Origin of the sequence: Labrys sp. KB_33_2 (assembly GCF_052114505.1) — a bacterium.
GTDB lineage: Bacteria > Pseudomonadota > Alphaproteobacteria > Rhizobiales > Labraceae > Labrys.
In genome coordinates this window covers 452,072-478,280 of record NZ_JBFREW010000003.1, presented here as the reverse complement: position 1 = coordinate 478,280, position 26,209 = coordinate 452,072, and the positions used below count along the sequence as shown (strand labels likewise).

Here is a 26,209-nt window from a genome sequence, read left to right as displayed (position 1 = left end):
TTCAGCCCGCCTTGCGCTTGAGAGTCTCGCGGAGTGAGCCGAGGCGCTTCGCCAGGTCATCTTCAGCCACCAGCGGATTCGTTCCCTCGGCTATGGCATTCATCGCATCCTGGACCTGGCCACGGAACCAGCGATCATGCTCGATAACCGCCTGCTGCCGCTTCAGGCGCTCCGAGGCATCCGGGCGCCGGCGCTCGCTTTCATCAGGGCGATAATCCTGCGCATCGACGTCGAAGCGGTCCATGCCCAGTTCGCTGCGCACGAAGCCGATGGCGCTGTCGGCATGGCGCCACAGGCGCATGCGGCGTGATTTCTGCCCCGCCACGGCACGCTCGGCATTGCCATAGCGTACCAGCACCCCCCAGCCGCCCGGCCGCCCAAGCACGGTCGCTCCGCGCAGGGCGCGCGCCGCCACCAGCTCCTTCACGGCCTTGCTGTCGATGAGGTCGGGCGTCTCGGCTGGCTTTTCCATACCTGACTTTCATTCAATGAATTCCGGAAGCTTATTATATAAACTTCCGAGTGTCAGGCAATCGAGGCTTCGCAGCCACGAACTGCGAATTCGAATCGAAAAAGCATTCCGAATATCGGAAGGCCGCCGGCTCTTTCCCGGTACACGCACATCTTGCCCGTTCTCGGAAACTACCGCCCCTTCCAGACCGGTGCGCGCCTTTCGACGAAAGCCTTGGCTCCCTCGCGTGAATCCTCGGAAAGCTGCATGGCGCGGTGCTCCGGCACCTTGCCGGCATAGACATGCTCATAGGCCTCGCGCACGCCCATGCCTTCGGTGGCGGCGAGGATGGCCTTGACCGCGGCGACGGACAGCGGCGCGTTGGCCGCGATGGTATCCGCCAACTCCCGCGCCGTGGTCATCAGCTCGGCCATCGGCACGACGCGGTTGGCGAGACCCCAGCCATGGGCTTCCTGTGCCGTGAAGCGGCGGCCAGTGAGCAACAATTCGCTGGCGATGGCGAGCGGGATGCGGCGCGGCAGGCGCTGAATGCCGCCGGCATCCGCGACGAGGCCGACGGTGACTTCCGATAAGGCGAATTCGGCGTGATCGGCCACCACCATGAGATCAGCGGCCAGCGCCAATTCGCAGCCACCGGCGATGGCGACGCCGTTGACGGCTGCGATCACCGGCTTGGTCAGTTCCCAGAAGGCGGTCAGGCCGGCAAAGCCGCCCGGCCCGAAATCGGTGTCCGGCTCTTCGGCGCCGGAAGCGGCGGCCTTCAGGTCCCAACCGGCGGAGAAGATGCGCTCGCCTCCACCCGTGAGGATCGCCACACGCAGCTCCGGATCATCCTGCAAGGTACGGAAGGCGGCGTGAAGGGCCTTGGAGGTGGCGAGATCGATGGCATTCGCCTTCGGGCGATCCAGCGTGACCTCCAGCACCGCGCCGCGGCGTTCGAGCTTGACGGATTCAGACATGGCAATCTCCCTGGCAGGCCGGTTGCCCGCTCTAAAATCAGCAAATGGCAGAGCGAGCTGGAAGCCCGCACTCCCGGTCTCAATCCAGCATGCGGACCAGCGCGTCGGCTGCGATGGCCCCACGGCCCTCGGGCAGCACGAAGAGCGGATTGACGTCGAGTTCGACCAGCCGGTCAGCATGGCGCTCGGCAAAGTCGGCGATCGCCAGGATGGCCTTGATGGTGCCGCGAATGTCGCCGCGCGGCTTGCCGCGGAAGCCTTCCAGCAGGCGGGCGACCCGCAGGCTCATCAGCTTTTCGCGGATCTCCTCGGCGGTAACAGGCAGCAGCATCACGGCCGCGTCCTTGAGCATCTCAACCAGGACGCCACCGGCCCCGACGGTGAGCGTCGGCCCGAACTGGGGATCGCGCACCACGCCGACGATGAGTTCGGCGACGGCACCCTCCACCATGCGCTCGACCAGGAAGCGATCGCCGAGATGCGACATGGAGGCGACGGCATCGGTCACGTCGGCGCGCGAGCGCAGGCCTAGCTTGACGCCGCCGACATCGGATTTATGGGCGATCTTGTCACTGTGGATCTTGATCGCCACCGGAAAGCCGAGAGCGGCAGCCGTCGAGGCGGCCTCGACCGTGCCGGCGATACGGCTGGGCGGCAGCTCCAGGCCGTGACGGCCGAGCAAATGCTTGGATTCATATTCGCTGAGCAGGCGCGCCTTGCCGACCTCGATGCGCGCGACCTTGCGCAGGGGGACGAGCTTCTCCCAGCCTGCGCGCGCCGTGGTGAAGTCGACGCCGTGGGTGATGGCGGTCAGCGCGTCGCCCATGCCCTGCATCGGCAGCACGCCATCGGCGAGCAGCGCCTTGGCATCTTCCTCCTGCATGTTCTCCGGAAGCGAAGAAACCACGGCGGCGCGGGCACCCGATGCTGCGGCAGCCCGAGTGATCGCCGCGCGGGCGGCGGCAAAGCCGCCATCCGGCACCAGGCCGCGATCGGTGCGCGGCTGATCCAGCACCAGCAGGTTGAGGTCGAAGCCCGAGTTCAGCATCTCGGTGAAAACCGCCTCGTTGGCCGGCTCATTGCCCCAGATATAGGTGTGGTAGTCGAGCGGGTTCGAAATATGCACTTTGTCGGTGAGCAATTCCTGCAGGCGCGCCGCGTTCTCCGGCGGGATCGGCGCGAAATCGAGATCCCGGTCGGCCGCGAGGTCGGCAATCAGGGCCGCCTCGCCGCCCGAGCAGCTCATCGATGAGATGCGCTTGCCGGGCAGGCCACCGAACAGATGCATGAGCTTGAGCGTCTCGACGAAGGCCGGTACATCGATGACGCGGGCGACACCATAGCGGGCGAACAGGGCGTTGTAGAGCGCATCGGCACCGGCGAGCGAGGAGGTGTGGCTCATGGCGATCTCGGAGCCGATCTCCGAGCGGCCCGTCTTCAGGACCACGAGCGGCACGCCCTTTTCCAGCGCCTTGATCGCCGCCTTGGAGAACAGGGCGACATCATCGATCGATTCCACATGCAGCCCGATGGCGGTGACGCGCTCGTCCGCCAGCAGCGCCTCGATATAGTCGCCATGATCGCCGACCGCCTTGTTGCCGACGGCGATGACATAGGCGATCGGCAGCGCGCGCCGCTGCATGGTCATGTTGAGGGCGATATTGCCGGACTGGGTGATGATGGCGACGCCCTTCTCCACCCGCTCGGCGCCATGGGTATCGGGCCAGAGCACGCAGCCATCGAGCAGGTTGAGCACGCCATAGCAATTGGGGCCGACGATCGGCATGCCCTTGGCGAGCTCGACCAGTTTCTTCTGAAGCGCCGCGCCCTCCTCGCCGACTTCTGCGAAACCGGCGGCATAGCAGACGGCCGCGCCGGCTCCCCGCTCGGCGAGGGCCGCGACGATGTCGACCGTGGGCTCGCGCGGCGTCGCCACGAAGACCGCGTCGGGCGCCTCGGGCAGATCCGCTACGGTCTTGTAGGCCTTGTGTCCCGCGATTTCGGTCTTGTCGGGATGAATGGGCCAGATCGGCCCGGCATAGCCGATGCGGTCGCATTCGCGGATGATCACGGACGCCAATCGCCCCCCCGCGACGGCGATATGGCGGGGTTTGAGCAGGCGGCGGAGGCCATCGACGACGGACATGCGGTAGGACCTATCGAGACAAAGCGGGCGGGAAACCTCGCACCCTAGGGAGGAGGCGTTGCTACAAGGTTGACGAGCGCGGCATCGGCGTCAATCTGCTCATGTAGATTGATACCGCTTCGCGTAAAAATTCTGTCATGGACCGCCCTTATCGACGATGGTCTCATAGATGCGGATTGCGTGGTCGATACCGCGCAACCAATCCGGCATTGATCTCCTGGGCGCCCGGCATATTGGCGCTGCGATAGATCGGAGCATTGCCGCCCTCGGCCTGCAGGCGCGCAGCCGCCTCCGCAAAGACCGCGTTGAGCAGGGCCGCGCCAATCGAGGTCGACACCGGGCCGGTGCGCAATTCGCTGCCTGGCAGCACCATCACGGCATCGCCGGGCGGAGCGCCATTGTCGAGCACGACATCGGCCAGATCGGCAAGCCGGGGCCGGCCCCGCGCCACCTGGCTCGAATAAGCGAGCGAGGTGATGGCGACGATGGTGGCGCCGGTAGCCTTGCCGATCTCCGCCGCCTCGATGATGGCGGCGTTGACACCGCTGTTGGAGGCGATGAACAGCACGTCCTTGGCCCCGATCGGATAGCGCGCCAGCACGGGAGCGACCAGGCCCGGGATCCGCTCGAAGACCGTGCTGGCCACCGAGCCGTCATGCAGCATGGTCACCGCCGACAGGATCGGCACGGTCAGTGCGAGGCCGCCGGCGCGGTAGTGCGCCTCCTCCGCCAGCATGTGACTGTGGCCGGTGCCGAAGACATAGACCAGGCCGTCCTGCCGGGCCGTGCGCTCGACGGCGGCTGCCGCTGCCGCGATCGCCTCGGCATTGGCCCAGAACAGGGCTCCGATGCGCCGGGTGAGCTCGGCGAGATAGGCGGCGGCGGTCGGTATTTCGGTCATGGCAATCTTCCGGGAACTGGCTATTGCATGCGGGAGAGGTGTTCCTTCCTGCACGATCATGATGCTCCCGCCAAGCATTGCCTCTCATCCAAGCGCCGCCGTTTACCGCCGCCTCAACGCCCCTCATGCGGGCGCAGCATCTGGCGCGCGATGATCAGGCGCTGGATCTCGCTGGTGCCGTCCCAGATGCGCTCGACCCGGGCATCCTTCCACCAGCCGGCGATCGGCAGGGTGTCCATGAGGCCCATGCCGCCGAAGGTCTGGATGGCGCGATCGGTCAGCTTGCCCAGCATCTCGGACGCCGCCAGCTTGGCCATTGCGAAATCGGCATCGGTGGCCTTGCCCTGGTCGAGCAGCCAGGCGGCCCGCAGGGTGAGAAGATCGGCCGCCTCCAGCTCCACCGCGAGATCCGCCAGCGGGAAGGAGATGCCCTGGAACTGCGAGATCGCCTGGCCGAACTGCTTGCGCTGGCCGGCCCAGGCGAGTGTCTCGTCCATGACGCGGCGCGCCCGGCCGACGGAAGTGGCCGCCACGGTGAGGCGGGTGGCGCCCAGCCATTCGCTCATCAGGTCGAAGCCCTTGCCTTCCTCGCCGAGAAGCTGGTCGGCCGGAATGACGCAGTCGTCGAAATAGAGCTCGCAATTGTGGTAACCGCGATGCGACAGCGCATGCGGGCCTGGGCGCACGGTGAGGCCGGGCGTATCCTTGTCGACCAGGAAGCCGGAGATCTGATTGCGCGGGCCGCGCTTGGTCTCCTCGGTTCCGGTGACGGCGAACAGGATGATGAAATCGGCCTTGTCGGCATGGCTGATGAAATGCTTCTGGCCGTTGATGACGTAGCTGTCCCCTTTACGGACAGCCTTGGTCTTCATCGAGCGCACGTCGGAGCCGGCGCCCGGCTCGGTCATCGCCAGACAGTCGACGCGCTCGCCACGAATCGCGGGCAGCAGCCAGCGCTGGCGCTGGGCGCCTTTGCAGCCCTGGAGAATGTTGGAGGGACGGGCCACCGCCATCTGCAGGCCGTAATTAGCCCGGCCAAGCTCGCGCTCCAGAAGTGCGACGCCGACGGCGTCGAGACCACCGCCCCCCAGTTCCACCGGCATGTTGGCGGCGTAGAGGCCGAGTTCCATCGCCTTCTTCTTGATCCCGGCGGCGAGGTCGTCGGGCACTTCGTCGGTACGCTCGACCAGCGCCTCATGCGGATAGAGCTCTTCCTCGACGAAACGGCGCACCGTTTCGACCAGCATGTCCTGCTCTTCGGTCAATGCGAACTGCATCGGCGTTTCCCCTCCAGTCGAGCGGAATTCGATTCGCGCCCATCGATCGGCGCTCGAAACTTCCAGCAAATGAAGGCGCCATTTCTAGTCTTTTCAGGGCGCCCTTCATGCCGATCGCGACATGGATCAGGCGTATTGCGACGCGTCCATCTCGATGATGGTGGTGACCGGCGCACCGGCCGCGGCAAGCAGGGCTTCCTTGACCTCGTCGAGGGAGCGGGCGGCGACATGCTTGGCCCCGAAGGCCTTGGCGGCGGCACTGAAATCGGTCGCCTGCAGACGCACGCCGAGCGGGGCGATCTGATTGCGGATCATATATTCCTCGATCTCGCCATAGCGCTGGTCGTTCCACAAGAGCACGATGATCGGCGCACCGGCGTCGGCCGCGCTGGCAAGTTCGGGCAGCGTGAACTGCAGGCCGCCATCGCCGATGATGCAAACCACCGGCACCGTGGGACGGCCGACCTTGGCGCCGACGGCGGCCGGCAGGGCATAGCCAAGCGTGCCGAAGCCGGTTGCCGCGCTCATCCAGCGTCGGGCCGCCGGCGGTTCAGCCATGAAGTTGCCGCCATAGCTGGCCGCGGTAGAGTCGGCCGCGACGACGGCCTCCGGTAATACCTGCCAGATCGCGTCGAGCAGCGGACGATGCCGGACATAGCGCGGGTCTGCCCCGTCGAGGCGGGCGGCTTGCAGCTGTTTGGCATAGGCTGCCCCGCCCTCGACCGTCTTTACCAGCGGCGCCAGCGCGGCGGCAAAGCGGCCGGCATCCCCCACCACCGGAAGGGTCGGGCGGGCATTGCGATGCAGCTGGCGCGGATCGATGTCGACGCGGATCACCGCCCCGTTCAGCTTCAAACCCTCGAGTTCGTACCAGAATTCCGTCTCGCCGAGCTCGGTGCCGAGGGCCAGCACGAGATCGGCCTCGCCGATCGCCTGATGCAGCGCCGGCGTGAGCATGCAGCCGCCGGCCAGCAGCGGATGACCTGATGGCAGGATGCCCTTGGCATTGGCGGTGAGCAGCGTAGCGGCACCCAGCTTCTCGATCAGCCCGCGAACGGCATCGCCACCTGTGACGGCGCCACCACCGGCGATCACCAGCGGCTTTCTCGCCTTGGCGATCAAAGCGGCAGCGGCTTCGACGTCATCGGCGCGCGGCACCGGCGGCCCCGCCGGCTTGCGCATGGCGGTCACGGGGGCCGGGAAGGGTTCGGACAACAGGTCGATCGGAATCTCGATCAGCACCGGGCCGGGTCGCGAGGAGGCCATGAAGGCGAAGGCCTCGTCGAAAGCGGGAATGAGCTGATCCTTCGTCCAGATCGTCAAGGCGAGTGCGGACACCTCGCGGCCGACCACGGACTGGCCGCGCAATTCGTGAAGGCGTCCCTCGCCGCGACCAAGGGTCTGGCGCGGGTTCAGCGTGGTGATCACCAGCATGGGGATGCTGTCGGCCAGGGCCTGCCCCATCGCCGTGGCGATGTTGAGAAGCCCGGGGCCGGTGACGATGAAGCAGGCGGCGGGCTTGCCGGTCGCCCTGGCATAGCCATCAGCCATGAAGCCGGCGCCCTGCTCGTGGCGCGGCGTGATGTGGGTGAGCCCGGAGCCGGGAATGCCGCGATAAAGCTCGACCGTGTGCACGCCGGGAATGCCGAACACCGTGTCGATGCCGCGTTCGACCAACAATTGCGGAATGAGCGTGCCGAGATGAGGATGTTCGGCCATGGTTCCCCCGGGAATGGATTTGTCTTTGATTGGATCGGTCTTGCAGAACTATCGCCTTCTCCCCTTGCGGGTGTCGTCAACTCAAGAGAGTTGACGACACCCGCAAGGGGAGAAGGGAACGTAGGCTCAGGCGGCCTTGCCCTGGCTCAGCCGGATCGCGAGGCGAACCATGCGGCTGGCAGCCTCGCGCAGTTGCGAGGCATCGGAACTGAGGGCGACGCGGACATGGCCCGCCGCCTGCTGGCCGAAGGAGGCGCCGGGCATGACGGCGACCTTCTCCTCCTCGAGAAGGCGCCAGGCAAAAGCCTCGCCGTCGATGCCCGTGCCGGAGACGTCGACCATGGCGAACATGCCGCCTTCCGGCTTGGGGCAGCGCAGGCCCGGTGCATTGGCGAGCATCTCGGGCAGGATCTCGGCCCGCACCCGGAAGCTCTCAGCGCTCTCGGCGCATTCGGCGAAGGTTTCGCTGAGCGCATAGGCCGCCATGTCCTGGATGAAGGGCTGGCCGCCGAACAGCATCATCTCCGACAGCGGCAGCAGGCGCTCGATGAATTCCACCGGCCCGACGCACCAGCCGGCGCGCATGCCCGGTACCATATGCGACTTGGAGAGCGACGACACCACCACGGTGCGCTCAGCTCCCTCCGGCAGGTCGAAGGGCGAAGCGAAGGGCGCGCCATAGGACAGCATCTCATAGACTTCATCCGAGACGATCCATAGATCGTGGCGGCGGCAGACGTCTACGATGGCGGCGATCTCGTCACGCGACAGCGTGGCGCCGGTCGGGTTGTGCGGAGAGTTGAGCAGCAGGACGCGCGAGCGCGGCGTGATGCGGGCCTCCAGGTCCTCGGCGCGCAGATGGAAGCCATTGGCCGGGTCGAGCGGCACCAGCACGATGTCGGCGCCGCTGGCACGGATCACGCCTTCATAGGTGGCATAAAGCGGATCGCCCACCAAGACCTCGTTGCCGGCTTCCGCCAAGGCGGCGATGGCGGCATAGAGGGCGGTCTGGGTGCCGGGCATATAGGCAGCGTTATCGGTGGTGACAGTGCGGCCGGTGCGCTTGGAATATTTGGCGGCGATCGCCTGCAGAACGGCCGGCTCTCCACGCCCGCCCGAATAGCGGATGCGACGGGCCCGGAGGCTGGCAATGGCGGTGTCGACCAGCGCCTGGGGCGCCGGCGTGTCGGGTTCACCGATGGTGAGCTCGATGATCGGCTCGCCGGCAGCGACCCGGCGGCGCGCCTCAAAATGCACGGCCCATTTCGCCGCACCCAAATCGGCCAAACGATCGGTCACGGAAGCAAAGCGCACAGTACACTCCTAAGAACATGCCTCCCGGGATGTCGGTGTTTCGGGGAGGAGACGCATCGAGGCCAACCTGACGGACGGTTGACGACACCGAATGAGATGAGCAAGCGGATACCATGGCGCGCGATCCGGCGTAACCCCCGCGACGTCTTGCCCCAAGGGCCTGACACCAAGGGCCTGACACCAAGGCCTGGCCCCAACGCTCACGGCACGGCCAGCCTCAGCCGCCTTGCCGATGGCGCGATCTCGACGCGGCGGCCCCAGTCGAAGACAAGATGATCGCTTTCGATGCCGTCGGCAAAAATGGTGCCGCCATCCATTTCGGAAGTCACGACGACAGGTGCATCCTCGACAAGGCCCCTGACGAGTTCGGTGCCGGTTGCCGGGCCGGGCCAGGCTTCGCGCACCAGGAAGCCGAGACGAGGCTGCACTGGCGAGAGGTCCAGGCTGGCATGGGTGGCGTTGAGGATCGAGGCTGCCCAGCCGGTCGCTCCGGTCCCCGTGGCGACGATGAGGCCGGAGGAGGATTGGCGCTCGCTTTGCCCGCCTGATGACAGCGTGTAGCGTGCCGACTGATGGCTGGCATGGCCTACGAAAATCTCGTTGAGGGCCAGCAGGCGTTCACCCTGATCGAGGCGCGCTTCCGCCATCACCCGCTCCTCCACCCGGATGCTGCCCTTCACCGCCTCCCGCAAGGCCTGCGCGGTATCGCCGACGCCGAACCGGACCAAGGCGCCGGCATTCAGGCCCGGGAAGGGGTCGATGCCGATGACGACCTGCCCATCGAGATATTTGGCAACGTTGGCGACAAGACCGTCCTGCCCGACCGCCAGCACGACATCCTCGGGGCCGAAGACGAAGCGCTCGACATCGGCCCTCAGAATGGTGGCCTGGCGCCAGTCGGCCGGAATGGCGGCCCTGATGCGATGCAGCGCCTCGGTGAAACGCCGATGCGTGTCCTCCACCGCTTCCAGGGTCAGGCCCTTGCGCTCCAGCACGAAGCGCGCCGCGGCAGCGCTGGTGTAGCTTGCCCGGATGCGATCGAGATCGGTCTCGCGCCTGATAAGGATGACGCGGGGGGCGAGAAGGGACATGGCGGATTCCGAGGTTGAAGGGATCGGAGGAATGTCTCCTTCACCCCTTGCGGGAGAAGGAAAACGTGGAGGCTACCCAGCCTGCTTCTCGCCCTTGGCCAGGGCAGCGCCGAGCACGGTGCCGAGCTGGGCCAGTACGTCGGGGCCGAGATTGAGCGTGCCGACCTTGGTATTGGCGAAGGCTTCCTTCAGGGCCTCCGCCACCGGGATCAGCACCGGCAGGGTGTTGGCGATCTCGGCTCGGACGCGTTCGCCGACGAGCTTCGCCTCGTCGAGCCGGCGGATCGCTTCGGCTTCGGCCACGGAAGCGACACCGCGTGTCACCGCCTGGCTGCGCGCCGTCAGCTCACGCGCCGTCGCCTCGCCCTCGGCTGCCACCATGTTCTTGTCGACAGTCGTGCGTGCCTGCGCGAGTTCGTTTTCGCGCTCGCGCTCGAACAGCCTGCCGCGCTCTTCCTCCAGCCGGATCTTCGCCTTGGTCTCGTTCTCGGCGATCGCAGCCTCCTTCTCGACCGCAGCGGCGCGGCGGGCAAAGGTCGCCTCGTCGGCGGCCTGCTGCAGCTTCTCCGCCGTCGGCTGGCGCAGGGCCCTCACCAGTTCCGGTGCGGGAGTGAGATCGGACAAATGAATGCCGGTGAGGGCAATGCCGATCGCCGACAGCGCTACGGTTGCGGCAAGATCCCGCTCCACCTCGGCCAGCAAAGCGCCGACGCCTTCGGCCAGCACGGCACCGATGCTGCGGGCCGAGAGGAAACGCTCGACCGCCGTCTTTACCAGACCGTCGATCAGATTCTCGACCTGGGTCAGAGGATCGGCGCGATAGGAGCCGGTGCGCAGATCGATGGAAAAATCGATGCGCTCGGCCAGTAGTGCCGGCTCTTGAGCACGCCAGCTCGCAAGGCCCTGCACGCTCACCGCCTGGAAATCAGCAGTGCGCCCGGCGACAGCAACGACATGATTGCGGTCGTCGGCCGGCACCTCGACCAGCGAAGTGCTGCCCTGGGGCGAGAACCACAGGGCCTGCCCCCTGCCCGACCGGGCGAGGCGGCCTTGCCGGTAGACGCCGAGGAAGGACGCAGCCTCGACGCGGGCGTGGCTGAAGAAAGGATAGCGGCGAATGGTGGCCATGGCTGGCTCCTGGGCTGGTCGAGATCGATTGGGTTCGTTGTAATTCATTAAATTACAAAGTGCAAATTGTATTTTGTATATTTATTCCACGCCGATATTGGATGTGTGTCGGACCACACATGCAGGTGGGTGGAGCGCGCAAACTCCGCCCGGGAAAGACGGAGGCCAGGCTTCTCCTACCGCCTATCCTTGGTCCGATAGCCGTGCCTGTTGCACCAGCGATAGGAACTGTGCGTGGGCGTGACGACCCCGGCACAATAATTCTCGTCGACAGAGTTCCCTGTCTGATCGAACGAACTGCTTGAAGAGGAAGGCGGTGCCGGCTCCGGCCGCGGAGGCTCCGGCAATCGGGCCGCCGCTTCGTAGTTGCCGGGTATCCTCGGCACATGGCCGGTAAAAGGCTTGATGACGACTTCGGATTGCGGCGCCGTGCAGCCCGCGACGAAGGCGGCGAGCAAGGCAGCCGACAGAAACGAGCGCATATCTTCCTCCGCTCCGGATCGGATGTCGTTTCACCACGGATCGCACCGCCGGTCAGTTCCCGAGCGAACACGCGGTGACAGGAATGCACCTCCGCCAGCCAATAAAATCACAAATTGCATTTTGCGTCTTGCTCTTGCCTCCGCGTCCGGCTTTGCTATGGCGACTTGGTGGAATTGGCAGCGCAGGCGAGGAGCATTCACAGACCTCGCCATTGCTCCATACTCTAGCGAATGGATGTCGAAATGCCCTCCGCTCCCCCTTCCGGACCTGAACAGCGCCCGATCGCTACGGTCGATATCGTGCTCGTCACCTTGAACGAGGATGGCCTGCGGCTCTGCCTGCAACGGCGCGAATACGATCCCCATGCCGGCGAACTCGCCCTGATCGGCGGCTATGTCAGGCCGGAGGAGGATGCCGACATCGAGGCATCGGCGCGGCGCATCCTGGCCAACAAGGCGAGGCTCGACGGCCTCTATCTCGAACAAGTGCGCAGCTTTGGCGGTCCGCACCGCGACCCGCGCGGCTGGTCGATCGCCATCGTCTATCTCGCTTTGGTGCCGGAAGAGCGCCTGGCCGCCGCCGAGGCGGCCGGCGCGCCCCGTTTCGAGCGCATCAATCCCGACCACTGCCCGTCCTTGCCCTTCGACCATGGCAGGCTGATCGCCGCCGCCCTGGCACGGCTGCGCTCGAAGGCGAGCTATTCCACCCTGCCGGCCTTCCTGCTCGGCGAGCGGTTCACTTTGCCCGAACTCAAGGCCGTCTATGAGAAGGCCATCGGCATCCCGCTCAATGACAGCGCCTTCCGCCGCAAGCTGATGGAAATGCAGATTCTCGAGGAGATCGACGCCAAGGCGAGCGCCACCGCCGAACGCAAGCGCCCGGCACAGCTTTACCGGCTGGCTAAACGCGCACTGACGGAATTCGACAGGACGGTGTGATCCAGCCTTTCTCCGTCCTGCATCCCTAACCAAGAACCCTGCCGGCCTTCCTGGAGAATGTTCCAGTCGAGGCAAGGTCATCATTGTCTGCGAAAACAGGCCGACAGATTGAGGAGATCTTCATGCTGCGCCCGATCAATCCGCCCGGCTCCACCATTCCTGGCATCTCGCAAGCCATGCTGGTCGAAAGCGGCCGCCTGTTGCTGCTCTCGGGCCACGTCCCCTTTGACGAAGCGGGCAAGGTCGTGGGCGACGACCTCGCCTCCCAGCTCGACAAGGTCTTCGCCAATCTTCTCGCCACGCTGCAGGCGGCCGGCGCCGATTTCAGCGCCCTGGCGCGGGTGACCATCTATGTGCGGGACTACGATCCCAGCCAGTTGCCGACCATCCGGGCCGTGCGCGATCGCTGGATCGGCAAGGAGCGACCGCCGGCCAGTTCCCTCGTCGGCGTCGCCTCGCTGTTCCTGCCCGATGTCCTGGTGGAGATCGACGCCATCGCCGTGCTGCCGGACGAGAAGCCATGAACGTCTCGGCGGTGCCGGGCAGCGACGGAAAGTGCGTCATTTTCAATGGATCTTGGTTCCATCGGAGCAGGCGATACCACAACGCGCCCCCAATGTACGCCCGCCCGTCCTGATCTCACCCGCCACCCGAAGCAATGGACACGGGCCGACACCGGGCAGGTCACGCGACTTCCCCTATAAAGTGGATACTCAAAACGCCGGGCATCACTAAGGTCAGGCAATCCGAGACAGTACCGATCGCGAAAAACAGTGCCAATCGCGAGAAGGAGGATCGCCATGCCCCTTCGTGCGCGCGTAGGTCGCCACGCCTCGACCGGCGCCCAGTGTCAGAACTGGGCCGAAGACCAACAGATCGTCATTGCGCTCCTCAACCTCATTCCCAGGATTGACGGCGGAACCGAGGCCGGCATTGCGGGCCGTGTCGTCGGCGGCATTGCCAGCGATGCGCTCTGCAGCGCCATCCTGACGTTCCAGAAGAAATATTTTCCCGCGCAACAAACCGGCTTCATTGAACCCGTGGGCGCGGCGATCGCCAAATTGGAGGAGCTCGCGACACGTCCCTCACCGACACCGACTGCCGCTCCCACCGGGCCGTGGGGCGTGTTCCAGAGCAGATCGGTGCCGAAGGCGCTGCGCGCAGCCCTGCAGGACGATCGCCTTCTCAATCATGTCGAGATCGTCGAGATCCTGCGCGCCACCATGCAGGATGGTCGCGTGACGCAGAATGAACTCGCCGACCTGAAGATGATCAGCGAGAAATCCAACACCATCATGCCGCGTTCGAAGACAATGCTGGAGACCTTCGTCGACCAGGCCGGCAAGATGATCGCCAAATGGCCCTTCGACGTCTCCTCGGTCCAGCGCAGCTATGCCGTTGGCCGCGCCTGCGACTTCATGCGCAAGCTCGGTCGCGGCCAATGGCCCAACCTCGACCGGGACGAAGTCGGCATCGGCATCATCATCCGCGTCGCCTATCCGGGCACGCTCGACCAGAACCAGACGAATTTGTGCGGACCGGCCGCGCTGGTCTTCAACGTCCTGCGCGACCGCCCGGGAACCTATGCCGCCTACGCCTGCGACATGTACGACAAGGGCGAGGGCAAGCTCTACAACCTGCCGATCAAGCCGAAATCCGATCTGCGCCACGCCACGCCCTCGTCCTCCGACATTGCTCCGGTCGACTGGCTGACGCTGGCGAGCATCCGCAACTCCAACGACTGGGTCATTCATTACGATTCGACCGCTGGCGCGTTCTCGGGCATGACGACACCCATGGAACTGGCCTATTGGTTCGACCAAGCCGGCTACACGGACGTGCGGGAGGATGCGAACTTCTTCCGCCACCAGCGCGACACGGACAACATGAAGGAAGCCAACCGGCTGCTCGCGGCGGGCTACCATGTCGTCCTGCTCATCGGCTCCAACATGGTCGACGGCCATCAGACCCAGAGTTCGGACATCCGCGACGATCATTGGGTCGTGCTGCAATCCGAGATGAAGCTGGAGAACGGCGAGGTCAAGTTCCACATCTACACTTGGGGCGACGGCTATCGCGAGGTACCCCTGGGTGGAACGCTCAAGCTGGATGACTTCCTGATGAACTACTATGGCTATGTGGCGGCGAAGCCGTATTAGCCAACGCGACATCTTGGGCTCGCGGGCATCCTTGCCTGCCCTTGGAAAATGACAGTTGGCTAATCCCGTGAGAAAATCCGGATATTGGCGCTTCCGGCCGAAACTCCGCTTCCCCGGGCCGCCGCATTTCCCCCGGGCATAGCTCGGCCCCGAGCCATGCCGAAATGCAGACGTAAACCGATTTACTTTTTGCCTGCCGCCAGCGATATTGCAACGCAATAGATAGTTCCCAAATCGCTGATTCAAGCCATTGCCAGCCTGCGGCTCCGCGCTGCCGGCTTTCTCACTTCGTTTGTTTCGCGCCGTTCGCCCTGAAAGACTTCCCGTGACCCATCCGGCCACCGCCTCCCTCGCCGATCTGCCCGCAGACAGCTCTTCCCATCGCCATCGCGCCGCCTGGATCGAATTCGCCCTTGCCGTCGGCGCTTTCGGCGTCGGCGCCGGGGAATTCGCCTCGATGGGCATCCTGCCCAACGTCGCCAACGGTCTCCTGGTCACCGAGCCGCAGGCCGGCCACATGATCAGCGCCTATGCGCTCGGTGTGGTCGTCGGCGCGCCAGTGATCGCCGTGCTTTCGGCCCGGATGGCACGACGCACCCTGCTGCTGTGGCTGATGGTGGTATTCACCGCCGCCAATGCCGCCAGCGCCCTGGCGAACGGCTATTACCAGTTGATCGGTTTCCGCTTCCTGGCGGGCCTGCCGCACGGCGCCTATTTCGGCGTCTCCTTCCTGGTCGCCGCCGGCATGGCCGAACCCAATCGCCGCGCCCAAGCGGTCGGGCGGGTGATGATGGGAATCACGCTCGCGACGCTGGTGGGCTCCCCCCTCGCCACCTGGCTCGGCCAGGCCCTGGGCTGGCGCCTCGCTTTTGCGACCGTCGGTGCCATCGGCGCTCTTACCGCCGTGCTGATCCTGGCCTTCATGCCGCTCGACAAGGTCCAGCCGGGCGCCAGCCCGCTGCGCGAACTCGGCGCCCTCAAGCGCAAGCAGGTCTGGCTGACCCTGGCGATCCCGGCTATCGGCCTCGGTGGCATGTTCGCCGTCTACACCTATGTCGCCTCCACCCTCACCCAGCTCAGCGGTTTCTCGCCTGCTTTCGTGCCGGTGGCGCTGGTGCTGTTCGGCATCGGCATGAATGTCGGCAACATCGCCGGCTCCTGGCTGGCCGATCGCGCCTTGATGCCCACTATCGGCGGCATGCTGGTCTGGGTGACCGTGGTGATGGCGCTCTACAGTCTCACCGCGACCAATCCCTGGATGATCTCGCTCTGCATCTTCCTGATCGGCTGCAACTTCGCCATCTGCCCGGCGATCCAGACCCGCCTGATGGACGTGGCGGGCGATGCCCAGACGCTCGCGGCCGCGCTCAACCATTCGGCCTTCAACATCGCCAATGCCCTCGGTGCCTGGCTCGGCGGCGTCGCCGTCGCGGCCGGCTTCGGCTGGGCGTCGACCGGCTGGGTGGGAGCCCTCCTGGCCGTAGCCGGCCTCATGGTCTTCCTAGTGTCCTGGATCCTGGAACGAGCCGACAGGCGCGAGCCCGAAGCCGCCGCCGTCGCGGGCTAAGAGCCAAGGGGAACCCGCTTAGAGCGTTTTCCACAAAAGTCGACAGACTTTTCGATTAGGAAAACGCGTCTAAACAAAGGGTTAGAGACAATGACGATTCAGAGAAAAGTCATTTTGCTCTAGGCGGCCACCCCGATCGCCGGCCCTGCGGCGAAGCGGCGCCTATAGTCGCGCGGCGACAGACCCATCAGCTTGGCGAACACCTTGCGGAAGGCAGCCGGATCCTCATAGCCGACCGACCAGGCGATCTGGTCGACATTGCGATTGGTGGTTTCGAGCAGCGAGCGGGCCCTGCTGACCCGGATATGCTGGAAATATTCGGTCGGCTTCAAGCCCGTCGCCTTGTGGAAGCGACGCAGGAACGTGCGCTCCTCCAGGCCAGCCCTTTCAGCCATCGCGGACAGGGAAACCGGCCGCATGTCTTCCTCGGCTCCCTCCTGGTCCTGCAGCCAGCGCTGTATCTTGAGCACGGCTTCATCGCCATGGCGCAGATTGGGCACGAAGCTCGAGTAATAGCGCTGTTCTCGTCCGGGCGGATCGACCAACAGAAAGCGTGCGGTTTCCAGCATCACCTCCGGCCCCAGCACCCGATCCACCAGCGTCAGGCCGAGATCCGTCCAGGCCATGATGCCACCGGCTGTAATGATATCGCCATCGTCGACGATCATCTTGTCGGTATCGATCAGGATATCGGGAAAGCGCTGGGACAGGGCCTGGGCAAAGCTCCAATGTGTGGTGACCAGCCGCCCGGCCAACAGACCGGTCTCGGCGAGCAGGAAGGCGCCGGCGCAGACCGAGCACAGCATGGCGCCCTCGTCATGGCGCTGGCGCAGCCAGGCGGCGAAGGGAGCGGAGACGGCATGGGACGGCAAATCGCCGAGCCCCGGCAGGGCAACGATCGCCACCGGCTTGTGGGGCGCCTGACCATGGCTGTCCGCCACGCATTCGATGCCGCCACCCTCGGCGATCTTCCATTGGGAGACACGAATGCCGATACTCGCATCGCCAGCCCTGCGGCGTGCGATGTCGTTGGCGGCGTCGAAAAGATCGACCATGCCGTAGACAGCGGCCGTGCGCACACCAGGATACAGCAGCAGGCCAATCTCAGGTAGAGTGCTACCCATCGCCATTTGTCAGTTTTGCCCCGAACAATGTCAGTTTCGCCAATCCGTATCACGCCTATGGCGCGTTATTCAATGTTTCACAAGGCCGCCACGTACCGAGGCGCCCCGCATTTCAACCCAGCAGGAGACGGACGATGAGCACGATCACCACCGAAGACGGCACCCAGATCTACTATCGAGATTTCGGCAGCGGGCAGCCCGTGGTGTTTTCGCATGGCTGGCCTCTGAGCGCGGATGCCTGGGACGCCCAGATGGTGTTCCTCGGACAGCATGGCTACCGGGTGATCGCGCATGATCGCCGCAGCCATGGCCGCTCGACCCAGACCTGGGACGGCAACCACATGGACCAGTATGCCGACGATCTCGCCGAACTTATAGAGGAACTGAACCTCAAGGATGCCGTTCTCGTCGGCCACTCCACCGGCGGCGGCGAAGTTACCCGCTATCTCGGCCGCCACGGCACCAAGCGCGTCGCCAAGGCCGTGCTGGTCGGCGCCGTGCCGCCCCTGATGCTGAAGACCGACGCCAATCCCGGCGGCCTGCCGATCGAAGTCTTCGACGGCATCCGCAAGGGCACCTTCGACAACCGCTCGCAGTTCTACAAGGACCTGACCCTGCCCTTCTACGGCTACAACCGTCCGGGTGCGCAGGTTTCCGAGGGTGCGCGCGAATCCTTCTGGCTGCAGGGCATGCTGGGCGGCCTCAAGGGCCAGCTCGACTGCATCAAGCAGTTCTCGGAGACCGATTTCACCGAAGATCTGAAGAAGATCGACGTGCCGACCCTGATCATTCATGGCGACGACGACCAGATCGTGCCGATCGGCGCTGCCGCACATCTATCGGTCAAGCTCATCCCCAACGCCACCCTCAAGGTCTATCCGGGCGGTTCGCACGGCCTGACCCTGACGCAGCAGGACCAGTTCAACGCCGACCTGCTCGCCTTCATCAAGGGGTGATGCAAGCCGGAAAAGACGCAGAAAACCTTCTCCCCTCGCGGGAGAAGGTTTTGTTGCGGTTCTTTCTGCCTGCCCTCAGCCTCGCGCCTTCTCGGCCAGGTGCACCAGGGCCAACCGCAGGGCCGTGGCGTCCAGGACGGGCTTGTCGAAGACAAGGCGCAGCGTGTCGTCGGCAAAGGCGAGATCCAGGCCTTCGGGATCGATGCCGGTGATGCGCCACGGCCCCTCGCGGCCACCGAGCAGCTTGGTGGCGTACAGCCTGACCGCGTCGGCATGGTCCGCGTTCATATGCTCGATCGCCCCTGCCTCCGCCGTGCGCAGGGCCTCGGCGCCGGCGACATCGCTGAGGAGTTCCTCGGCCGACAACAGCGCAGCACGCGCAAAACCGCCATTGAGATGGCCACCGCCTACCGTCACGCGAAAGAAGCTGAAATCGGGAAAATCGGCATAGAGCGCTGATTTGGGGTGCCGGGCGAGGAAGCGGGCCTTGCAGCGAGCCTTGGCGCCCTCCTCCTCGACGATCTCGGCCAGTCCTTTCACGGTCAAGCGGGCATGGGCGAGCGGATCGCCCTTGCCGCCTTCGCTCAGCAACAGGGAAATACGTGCATCGTTCTCGATATTTGTGCGGTGGGCCGCCAGTTTCGACAGGAGCAGCAGCGGCGCACCGTCGAAGTCGGTGGCGACGTTGACGAGGCTGGCGAAGGGGGAGCCGTCGGCCGAATCGAGCGTCGCCAGCGCGCCGGCGCGGACACGCCGCAACAGCGTCTTGGCCTCCGTGACGGGCTCGAAATCGGCAGGCTGGTTCGCCGGGACCGGCTGGCCGGGCAGACGCGTGGTATCGCTCGAAGACATCGCTCTAGAAGACTCGGTTGGATTGAGAGGATACGAAAATGCCGTTTTGCTGCCGACTGGCAACAAGAAGTACCGTTTTGAACCGATAATTGTCACACTTCCGCCGGTTTAGGCGTAGAATGGCAAGGCAAGTATGGTGATTTGCCGCGCAAAGCATCATAATAGCCTTTGGCGGTTACACCGCGTCATGAAAGGATTGCAATGCCGACGATTGCGCTGGTCGATGACGACCGCAACATTCTGACCTCAGTTTCCATCGCGCTGGAGGCGGAAGGCTATCGCATCCAGACCTACAATGACGGCATGTCGGCCCTGGACGGCTTGAAGGCCAATCCGCCGGACCTCGCCATCTTCGACATCAAGATGCCCCGCATGGACGGCATGGAGCTGCTGCGTCGCCTGCGCCAGAAGTCCGAGCTGCCGGTGATCTTCCTCACTTCCAAGGACGAGGAGATCGACGAATTGTTCGGCCTGAAGATGGGCGCCGACGATTTCATCCGCAAACCCTTCTCGCAGCGCCTGCTGGTGGAGCGCGTGAAGGCGGTCCTGCGCCGTTTCCAGCCCAAGGATGCCGCCGCCGCCAAGGCCTCGGACGCCAAGATCCTGGAACGCGGCCTGCTGCGCATGGATCCCGAGCGCCATACCTGCACCTGGAAGGGCGAGGCCGTGGTGCTCACCGTCACCGAGTTCCTCATCCTGCACGCCCTGGCCCAGCGCCCGGGCGTGGTCAAGAGCCGCAACGCCCTGATGGATGCGGCCTATGACGATCAGGTCTATGTCGACGATCGCACCATCGACAGCCACATCAAGCGCCTGCGCAAGAAGTTCAAGCAGGCCGACGACGATTTCGAGATGATCGAAACGCTCTATGGCGTCGGCTATCGTTTCAAGGAAGCGTGAGGCTTTCCTCCCGGCCAGTTCCGAGGGCCTTCTCCGCGCAACGGAGAAGGCCACTCTGTCAAACGATGCCTTCTTCATGCCGTGAAACAGGCTTTCGCGCTCCTCTCGATAGAATTTCGTACCAGATCCGATGAGCCCCGAGCGCGCGCACCAATCCGAGCACCTGAAATCGAGATCAATCATCCGGCGGCGTTTGCGGCTGGCCCTGCGCGCCATCACCGTGCAGACCTTCTCGAGCCTGACGCGGCGCATCGTTGTGCTGAACCTGGCCGGCCTGGTCGCCCTGGTCGTCGGCATCTTCTATCTCAACCAGTTCCGCGAAGGCCTGATCGACGCGCGTGTGCAGGCCCTGCTCACCCAGGGTGAGATCATGGCGAGCGCCGTGGCCGCATCGGCCTCCGTCGAGACCGGCTCGATCCGCATCGATCCGGAAAAGCTGCTGGAACAGCAGGCGGCGGGCGAGGACGACAGCGACGACGCAAGCTCGCTCGATTTTCCGATCAATCCCGAGAAGGTCGCGCCCTTGATGCGGCGCCTGATCTCGCCGACGAAATTGCGCGCCCGGGTCTATGATCGCGACGGCAATCTGGTCATCGATTCCCGGGCCCTGTTCATCTATTCCGACATCGTCCGCACCGACCTGCCGCAGCCCAAGCAGGAACCGAACCTGGCGGAGCGCGTCTGGAACACGGTCAAGCGCTACCTCTTCCGTTCCGATGCACCGCTCTACAAGGAACTGGGCAACCAGAACGGCAAGGGCTATCCGGAGGTGATAACGGCGCTCGACGGCGCTCCCTCCACCCAGGTGAGCATCAACGAGCAGAATGAATCCATCGTGTCGGTGGCGGTGCCGATCCAGCGCTTCAAATCGGTGCTGGGCGTGCTGCTGCTCTCCACGCGTCCCGGCGAGATCGACGAGATCGTCACGGCCGAGCGCCTCGCCATCCTGCGTGTCTTCGCCGTCGCCGCCGTGGTGATGGTGATCCTGTCGATCCTGCTGGCGAGTACCATCGCCGGCCCGATCCGCCAATTGGCGCGGGCGGCCGAGCGCGTGCGCTACGGCGTGAAATCGCGCCAGGAAATCCCCGATTTCACCGAGCGCTCCGACGAAATCGGCCATCTCTCCGGCGCCCTGCGCGACATGACCAACGCGCTGTTCAAGCGCATCGAGGCGATCGAGAGCTTCGCCGCCGATGTCGCCCACGAACTCAAGAACCCGCTGACCTCGCTGCGTTCGGCCGTCGAAACCCTGCCGCTCGCCCGCAACGACACCTCGCGCACCCGGCTGCTCGAGGTGATCCAGCACGACGTCCGCCGGCTCGACCGCCTGATCTCGGACATCTCCGACGCCTCTCGCCTCGATGCCGAGCTGCTGCGTTCCGGCGCCGAACCCGTCGACCTCGTCAGGTTGCTCACCGCCCTTACCGGCGTGTTCAACAGCGTCGAGCGCGAGGACGGGGTCACGGTGCGCCTGTCGATGCCGACAGGCCTGCCGCCGACGGCCCTCTTCATCAGCGGCCACGATTCCAGGCTCGGCCAGGTCATCAACAATCTCGTCGACAATGCCCGCTCCTTCTCGCCTGAGAACGGCGAAGTACGGGTCGAATTGCGGCGAAACAAGAACGACGTCGAAATCACGGTGGAGGATGACGGACCGGGCGTGCCGGACCACGCCATCGAGCGGATCTTCGAGCGCTTCTACACCGACCGCCCCGAGGAGCAGGGCTTCGGCCAGAATTCGGGCCTCGGCCTGTCCATCTCCAAGCAGATCATCGAGGCCCATGGCGGCAAGCTCTGGGTCGAGAACCGCAAGGATGGCGACAAGGTGCTCGGCGCCCGTTTCGTGGCGCGCCTGCCGGCCGCGCAGGCTTAGGCCCTTAGCCATGCCAACCTCGCCGACCGTGCATGCCACCTGCTTCGTCATCGACGGGCAGGGTATCTTGCTGCGCGGGGCCTCCGGCGCCGGCAAGAGCCGGCTGGCGCTGCATTTCATCGAGACGGCGCCGGCTCGCGGCCGCCAGGCCCGCCTGGTGGGTGACGACCGCGTCTATCTCGAACCCGTCGACGGCAAGCTGATCGCCTCCGTGCCATCAACCATCGCCGGCCTGATCGAACGGCGCACCACCGGCCTGCGGGATTCGGGCATCGAGAGGATCGACTGGCAACCCTCGGCGCCGGTCAGCCTGATTGTGGATATTCTCGACGATGACGCAGAGATCGTCATCCCCAGCAAAAAAATTCGGCACATCCGCCTGAAGGGCGTGAACTTGCCCTATTTGCCGGTTCCGCGCGATTTTCACGGGGCTGTCGCTCTGATCGAGGCAATCCTGCCGCAATTGCCGCCGGTTTGACCTGATTTTTGGGCACGAACCGCCCCTGGCTCCGTTAACGAAACATTGACGCCTATGGCCGTGATGTGACGAGACTGCGACAATGTGAGCCGGACAGAGGCTTGTTTTTGTGCAGCGCGGGAATAATATCAGCGCTCGGAGCTACGGGTTGCAGGGTGTCCGAAGGGCATCCTGGCCGTGCGTTGCGGAGGCGTCGTCTCATTTTGCTCAACACCGGGTGGCGCGAAAGCGAAACGGACCTGGATAGTTGTCGCGATAGCGACGGCGACCGGAAAGATTCAATGCGGATCATCCTATGATCGGCATGGTGCTTGTCACGCATGGTCATCTCGCAACCGAGTTCCTGTCGGCCCTCGAGCACGTCGTGGGGCCGCAGCGCAATGTCGAGGCCATCGATATCGGCCCCGAAGACGATGTCGAGCAACGACGCCGCGACATCATCGATGCCATCGGCCGGGTCGAAGACGGCTCCGGCGTGGCGGTTCTCACGGATATGTTCGGAGGAACACCTTCAAATCTGGCGATTTCCGTGATGAGCGGCCCCTCCATCGAGGTCGTGGCCGGCATCAACCTTCCCATGCTCGTCAAACTGGCGCGGCTCCGCAGCGAGGTTCCCCTCGCCGAGGCAGTCACACGCGCCCAAGAGGCAGGCAGGAAATATATCAATATTGCCAGTCGTGTGTTGTCAGGCCAATGATTCGACGTTCGCTTAACTATGCTGGCCGCGGCCAGAAACTTGCCGAGGCGGCTCTTGCGGTACCGCTCGCATTCAGCAATCCTTGGGCAAAATGTTGGGGCAGCAGTGCCCCAAGCGGGTGCACCCCGGTGCAGATGCAGGCGGAGACCCCCTCGATGCACAAGCAGCAGATGCAAGGCGGCCAGCAGATGCAGGCCGACAGCACCGACGGCCAAGCCTGCGAGGAACCGGAGGCAGTTCCCGCTCCCTCGATGGAAGGCGGTATCGTCCGCATCCTCCCGATCATCAACCTCAAGGGCCTGCATGCCCGCGCTTCGGCGAAATTCGTGCAGACAGCCGAAGCCTTCGATGCCACCGTCAAGGTAACGCGCTGCGGCGAAACGGTCGGCGGCCAGTCGATCATGGGCCTGATGATGCTGGCTGCGGCGCGCGGCACCAGCATCGTGGTCGAGACATCGGGCAATGATGCCCAGGCTTGCATGGACGCCCTGGAAACTCTGTTGGCTGACAAGTTCGGCGAGGAAGCCTGACGGTAGAAGGCGCCCCTCTGGCAGCGTCAAGGTATCAGCGGCGACACAAGGGCGGTAGCCGCCCATTTCTCCAATTCTCCTCATCATACCCGCCGGCATTGCCGTGGCGGGATTTTCATGCGTGGGTTGCACCCTTCGCAGCGGCCAATTTTGCTGCAGCGCACACCGGCAATATAACTTCACCAAAAGTCACAACTTTGCCGCAATCCAGCCAAGGGGCCGCCCCAGCCCGGCGCGACCTTCCTCCTCGTTACCTCGGCACCCGGTCCGGCGTAAGCCGGAAACCTCAGCCCCCCAGCCCCCCGACTTTGTCGGACCGGGTCCGCCGAGGTGGCGTTTGACGACATGTCTTGAGATTAAAGGCCGGCTCCTCTGGAGCCGGCCTTTCTTTTTGTGCGCCACTCTTCCGGGTGCACGGACGTCACAGCCACATGCCCGCATGTGGCGCGTCCGTTCTTGGAAACGCTGCATTTGCAGGAGAGGAAGAACGGACGAGACGTCCGTGCACCCGAAGATTCAAACCCGCTCTTGAATCCCCCGGCCAGATTGTCCATCTGTGCAGCGGCGTTTCCGTTGCCGGACACGCCTAGAGCAAAGCGCGTTCAAGCGTGAACGCTTATTTGCTCTAACTTCTCGTTCCGACGCGTCTTTGCGATTCTTGGTGATTCCACCAAATCGCAAAACGCTTTAGCCAAGACGATCATCAAACAAGAGTGAGTTTTCATGAGCGCTGAAGCCGAAAGCGCCGGCCCGGACATTGCCGCGCCGCAGAGCCATACCTTCGAGGCCGACGTCGCCAAGCTGCTGCATCTGATGGTGCACTCGGTCTATTCCGACAAGGATGTCTTCCTGCGCGAATTGATCTCCAATGCGGCCGATGCCTGCGAGAAGCTGCGCTACGAAGGCCTGTCCGACCCCGCTTTGCTCGGGGAAGACCAGAAGGGCACGATCCGCATCATCCTCGATGCGGATTCACGGCGCATCACGGTTGAAGACAACGGCATCGGCATGAGCGCGGAGGAGATGATCGAGGCTCTCGGCACCATCGCGCGCTCCGGCACCAAGGCCTTCGTCGAGCGCCTGGAAACGGCGCAACAGGCCGAGGGAACCCAGCTGATCGGCCAGTTCGGCGTCGGCTTCTATTCGACCTTCATGGTGGCAGACAAGGTGGAGGTGTTCTCCCGCCGCGCCGGCAGCGATGTCGCCAATGTCTGGAGCTCGGATGGCAAGGGCTCCTATTCTGTGGCAGCGGCCAGCCTCGACGAGGCCCCCGCCCGCGGCACCAGGGTGGTGCTCCACCTGATGGAGGACGCCAAATCCTATGCCGAGAGCTACACCATCGAGCGGCTGATCAAGACCCATTCCGGCCATGTCCCGGTGCCGATCCTGCTCGCCGACAAGCCGGACGCCGAGCCACAGCAGATCGGGGACGGCGCGGCCCTGTGGACCCGTCCGAAGTCCGATATTTCCGAAGCGGACTACACCGATTTCTACCGCAGCGTCGCCGGCCAGTTCGACGATCCCGCGCTCACCATCCATTTCCGCGCCGAGGGCCGGCAGGAATACACGATGCTGGCCTTCGTGCCCGGCTCGCGCCCGTTCGACCTGTTCGACCCGCAGCGCAAAGGGCGCATGAAGCTCTATGTGCGGCGTGTGCTGATCACCGACGAAGCCGACCTGCTTCCCGGCTATCTGCGCTTCGTACGCGGCCTGATCGATTCCGCCGACCTGCCGCTCAACGTCTCCCGCGAAATGATCCAGGAAAGTCCGCTGCTCACGGCGATCCGCAAGGCGGCGACCGGCCGCGTGCTCTCCGACCTCGAGAAGCTCGCCACCTCGGACGCGGCAGCCTATGCGAAGGTTTGGGAGAATTTCGGCTCTGTCCTGAAGGAGGGCCTCTACGAGGACTTCGAGCGCCGGGACGCCCTGCTCGGCCTCGCCCGCTTCAAGAGCACGACCTCCGGCGGCGAATGGCGCTCGCTCAAGGATTATATCGCCAGCCTCAAGGACAACCAGACGGCGATCTATTATCTCGCCGGCGACGACGCCAAACGCCTGGAGAACTCGCCTCATATCGAAGGTTTCCGGGCACGTGGCATCGAGGTACTGCTGCTCTCCGATCCGGTCGACAGCTTCTGGGTGACCTCGGCACTCGGCTTCGAAGGCAAGCCCTTCAAGTCGGTGACGCAGGGCACCGCCGATCTCGACCTGATCCCGCTCGCCGAAAATCCGGAGGAGCAGACGCCGGAAGTGAGCGCGGCTATTGCCTCCTACATCGCCTATCTCAAGACCACGCTGGGCGAGGACGTTTCCGACGTGCGCGCTTCCGAGCGGCTGACTTCCAGCGCGGTCTGCCTGGTGGCGCCTGATAGCGGCATGGACAAGCGCATGGAGCAGATCCTCGCCAGCGCCGGCAAGCTCGACGGTGCCCTGCAGAAACCGATCCTTGAGATCAATCCGCGCCATGCGCTGGTGACGCGCCTCGCCACCGCCCGTGAGGCCGGCGGCGACGCCGCCCTCATCGAGAGCGTCACGCGGCTTCTCCTCGACGAGGCCCGCATTCTCGACGGTACGGTGCCTACCGATCCGGCCGGCTTTGCCGAGCGCCTGTCGCAGGTGCTGGCGAAAAGCCTGGGGTAAAGAGT

Annotated in this window: 23 protein-coding genes; 11 read left to right on the top strand and 12 right to left on the bottom strand. The window is 64.6% G+C overall.

Going from position 1 to position 26,209, the window contains the following annotated elements; translation table 11 throughout:
* Position 1 precedes the first annotated feature (1 nt).
* From AB4037_RS07740 to AB4037_RS07695, 10 genes are all read right to left on the bottom strand, one after another.
* Complete coding sequence (locus tag AB4037_RS07740) at positions 2-472, bottom strand: hypothetical protein (protein ID WP_441771097.1); 471 nt, start codon at positions 470-472, stop codon at positions 2-4.
* Positions 473-642: 170 nt separating this feature from the next.
* A complete protein-coding gene (locus AB4037_RS07735; protein WP_441771096.1) occupies positions 643-1,431 on the bottom strand; it encodes an enoyl-CoA hydratase-related protein in 789 nt (262 codons plus the stop codon).
* Between the two features lie 79 nt (positions 1,432-1,510).
* Complete coding sequence (locus AB4037_RS07730; RefSeq protein WP_434958414.1) at positions 1,511-3,577, bottom strand: acetate--CoA ligase family protein; 2,067 nt, start codon at positions 3,575-3,577, stop codon at positions 1,511-1,513.
* Positions 3,578-3,740: 163 nt separating this feature from the next.
* Positions 3,741-4,478 (bottom strand): SIS domain-containing protein, encoded by a 738-nt coding sequence (locus AB4037_RS07725; RefSeq protein ID WP_434958415.1) that lies wholly within the window; start codon positions 4,476-4,478, stop codon positions 3,741-3,743.
* 113 nt (positions 4,479-4,591) lie between these two features.
* Entirely contained in the window at positions 4,592-5,755 is a 1,164-nt protein-coding gene (locus AB4037_RS07720) for an acyl-CoA dehydrogenase family protein (protein WP_441771095.1), read from the bottom strand.
* A gap of 126 nt (positions 5,756-5,881) precedes the next feature.
* Positions 5,882-7,474: a 5-guanidino-2-oxopentanoate decarboxylase gene (locus AB4037_RS07715; RefSeq protein ID WP_441771094.1), complete on the bottom strand. Its 1,593-nt coding sequence runs from the start codon at positions 7,472-7,474 to the stop codon at positions 5,882-5,884.
* A 126-nt stretch (positions 7,475-7,600) separates the two neighbouring features.
* Positions 7,601-8,788, bottom strand: a complete 1,188-nt coding sequence (locus tag AB4037_RS07710) for a pyridoxal phosphate-dependent aminotransferase (protein ID WP_441771093.1) — start codon at positions 8,786-8,788, stop codon at positions 7,601-7,603.
* A gap of 200 nt (positions 8,789-8,988) precedes the next feature.
* Positions 8,989-9,879 carry a hypothetical protein gene (locus tag AB4037_RS07705; RefSeq protein WP_441771092.1) on the bottom strand — a complete coding sequence of 297 codons (891 nt, stop codon included), beginning with the start codon at positions 9,877-9,879 and terminating at the stop codon, positions 8,989-8,991.
* Positions 9,880-9,951: 72 nt separating this feature from the next.
* Positions 9,952-11,007: an SPFH domain-containing protein gene (locus AB4037_RS07700; RefSeq protein WP_441771091.1), complete on the bottom strand. Its 1,056-nt coding sequence runs from the start codon at positions 11,005-11,007 to the stop codon at positions 9,952-9,954.
* Positions 11,008-11,183: 176 nt separating this feature from the next.
* Positions 11,184-11,489 (bottom strand): hypothetical protein, encoded by a 306-nt coding sequence (locus AB4037_RS07695; RefSeq protein ID WP_441771090.1) that lies wholly within the window; start codon positions 11,487-11,489, stop codon positions 11,184-11,186.
* A gap of 243 nt (positions 11,490-11,732) precedes the next feature.
* Between AB4037_RS07695 and AB4037_RS07690 the strand changes: the two genes are divergently transcribed.
* The 4 genes from AB4037_RS07690 to AB4037_RS07675 all read left to right on the top strand — a co-directional run bounded on the left by AB4037_RS07690 (position 11,733) and on the right by AB4037_RS07675 (position 16,154).
* Positions 11,733-12,428, top strand: coding sequence for an NUDIX hydrolase (locus AB4037_RS07690; protein ID WP_441771089.1), 696 nt, complete (start codon positions 11,733-11,735; stop codon positions 12,426-12,428).
* A gap of 122 nt (positions 12,429-12,550) precedes the next feature.
* The gene (locus AB4037_RS07685) at positions 12,551-12,952 is read left to right on the top strand and encodes a RidA family protein (protein WP_434958423.1); all 402 of its coding nucleotides are present in this window, start codon (positions 12,551-12,553) and stop codon (positions 12,950-12,952) included.
* A 276-nt stretch (positions 12,953-13,228) separates the two neighbouring features.
* On the top strand, positions 13,229-14,587 hold the full coding sequence (locus AB4037_RS07680) for a hypothetical protein (protein ID WP_441771088.1): 1,359 nt from the start codon (positions 13,229-13,231) through the stop codon (positions 14,585-14,587).
* Positions 14,588-14,912: 325 nt separating this feature from the next.
* Positions 14,913-16,154 carry an MFS transporter gene (locus tag AB4037_RS07675; protein ID WP_441771087.1) on the top strand — a complete coding sequence of 414 codons (1,242 nt, stop codon included), beginning with the start codon at positions 14,913-14,915 and terminating at the stop codon, positions 16,152-16,154.
* 119 nt (positions 16,155-16,273) lie between these two features.
* Here AB4037_RS07675 and AB4037_RS07670 read toward each other — a convergent pair whose 3' ends face one another.
* Positions 16,274-17,284, bottom strand: coding sequence for a GlxA family transcriptional regulator (locus AB4037_RS07670; protein WP_441771086.1), 1,011 nt, complete (start codon positions 17,282-17,284; stop codon positions 16,274-16,276).
* 128 nt (positions 17,285-17,412) lie between these two features.
* Here AB4037_RS07670 and AB4037_RS07665 point away from each other — a divergent pair, with 128 nt between their 5' ends.
* Positions 17,413-18,234, top strand: a complete 822-nt coding sequence (locus tag AB4037_RS07665) for an alpha/beta fold hydrolase (RefSeq protein WP_441771085.1) — start codon at positions 17,413-17,415, stop codon at positions 18,232-18,234.
* Between the two features lie 75 nt (positions 18,235-18,309).
* On the opposite strand, the gene AB4037_RS07660 is transcribed toward AB4037_RS07665, so the two are convergent.
* Positions 18,310-19,086, bottom strand: a complete 777-nt coding sequence (locus tag AB4037_RS07660) for a HugZ family pyridoxamine 5'-phosphate oxidase (protein ID WP_441771084.1) — start codon at positions 19,084-19,086, stop codon at positions 18,310-18,312.
* A 201-nt stretch (positions 19,087-19,287) separates the two neighbouring features.
* Here AB4037_RS07660 and AB4037_RS07655 point away from each other — a divergent pair, with 201 nt between their 5' ends.
* The 6 genes from AB4037_RS07655 (at position 19,288) to htpG (ending at position 26,204) form a co-directional block, all read left to right on the top strand.
* Positions 19,288-19,986: a response regulator transcription factor gene (locus tag AB4037_RS07655; RefSeq protein WP_149253366.1), complete on the top strand. Its 699-nt coding sequence runs from the start codon at positions 19,288-19,290 to the stop codon at positions 19,984-19,986.
* A 130-nt stretch (positions 19,987-20,116) separates the two neighbouring features.
* Positions 20,117-21,859 (top strand): stimulus-sensing domain-containing protein, encoded by a 1,743-nt coding sequence (locus AB4037_RS07650; RefSeq protein WP_434958429.1) that lies wholly within the window; start codon positions 20,117-20,119, stop codon positions 21,857-21,859.
* 10 nt (positions 21,860-21,869) lie between these two features.
* Positions 21,870-22,337 carry an HPr kinase/phosphorylase gene (locus tag AB4037_RS07645; protein WP_441771083.1) on the top strand — a complete coding sequence of 156 codons (468 nt, stop codon included), beginning with the start codon at positions 21,870-21,872 and terminating at the stop codon, positions 22,335-22,337.
* A 295-nt stretch (positions 22,338-22,632) separates the two neighbouring features.
* The gene (locus tag AB4037_RS07640) at positions 22,633-23,034 is read left to right on the top strand and encodes a PTS sugar transporter subunit IIA (RefSeq protein ID WP_068296680.1); all 402 of its coding nucleotides are present in this window, start codon (positions 22,633-22,635) and stop codon (positions 23,032-23,034) included.
* 251 nt (positions 23,035-23,285) lie between these two features.
* Positions 23,286-23,564 carry an HPr family phosphocarrier protein gene (locus AB4037_RS07635; RefSeq protein ID WP_434959713.1) on the top strand — a complete coding sequence of 93 codons (279 nt, stop codon included), beginning with the start codon at positions 23,286-23,288 and terminating at the stop codon, positions 23,562-23,564.
* Between the two features lie 723 nt (positions 23,565-24,287).
* Positions 24,288-26,204, top strand: a complete 1,917-nt coding sequence (gene htpG / locus AB4037_RS07630) for a molecular chaperone HtpG (protein WP_441771082.1) — start codon at positions 24,288-24,290, stop codon at positions 26,202-26,204.
* The last annotated feature ends 5 nt before the right edge of the window (positions 26,205-26,209 follow it).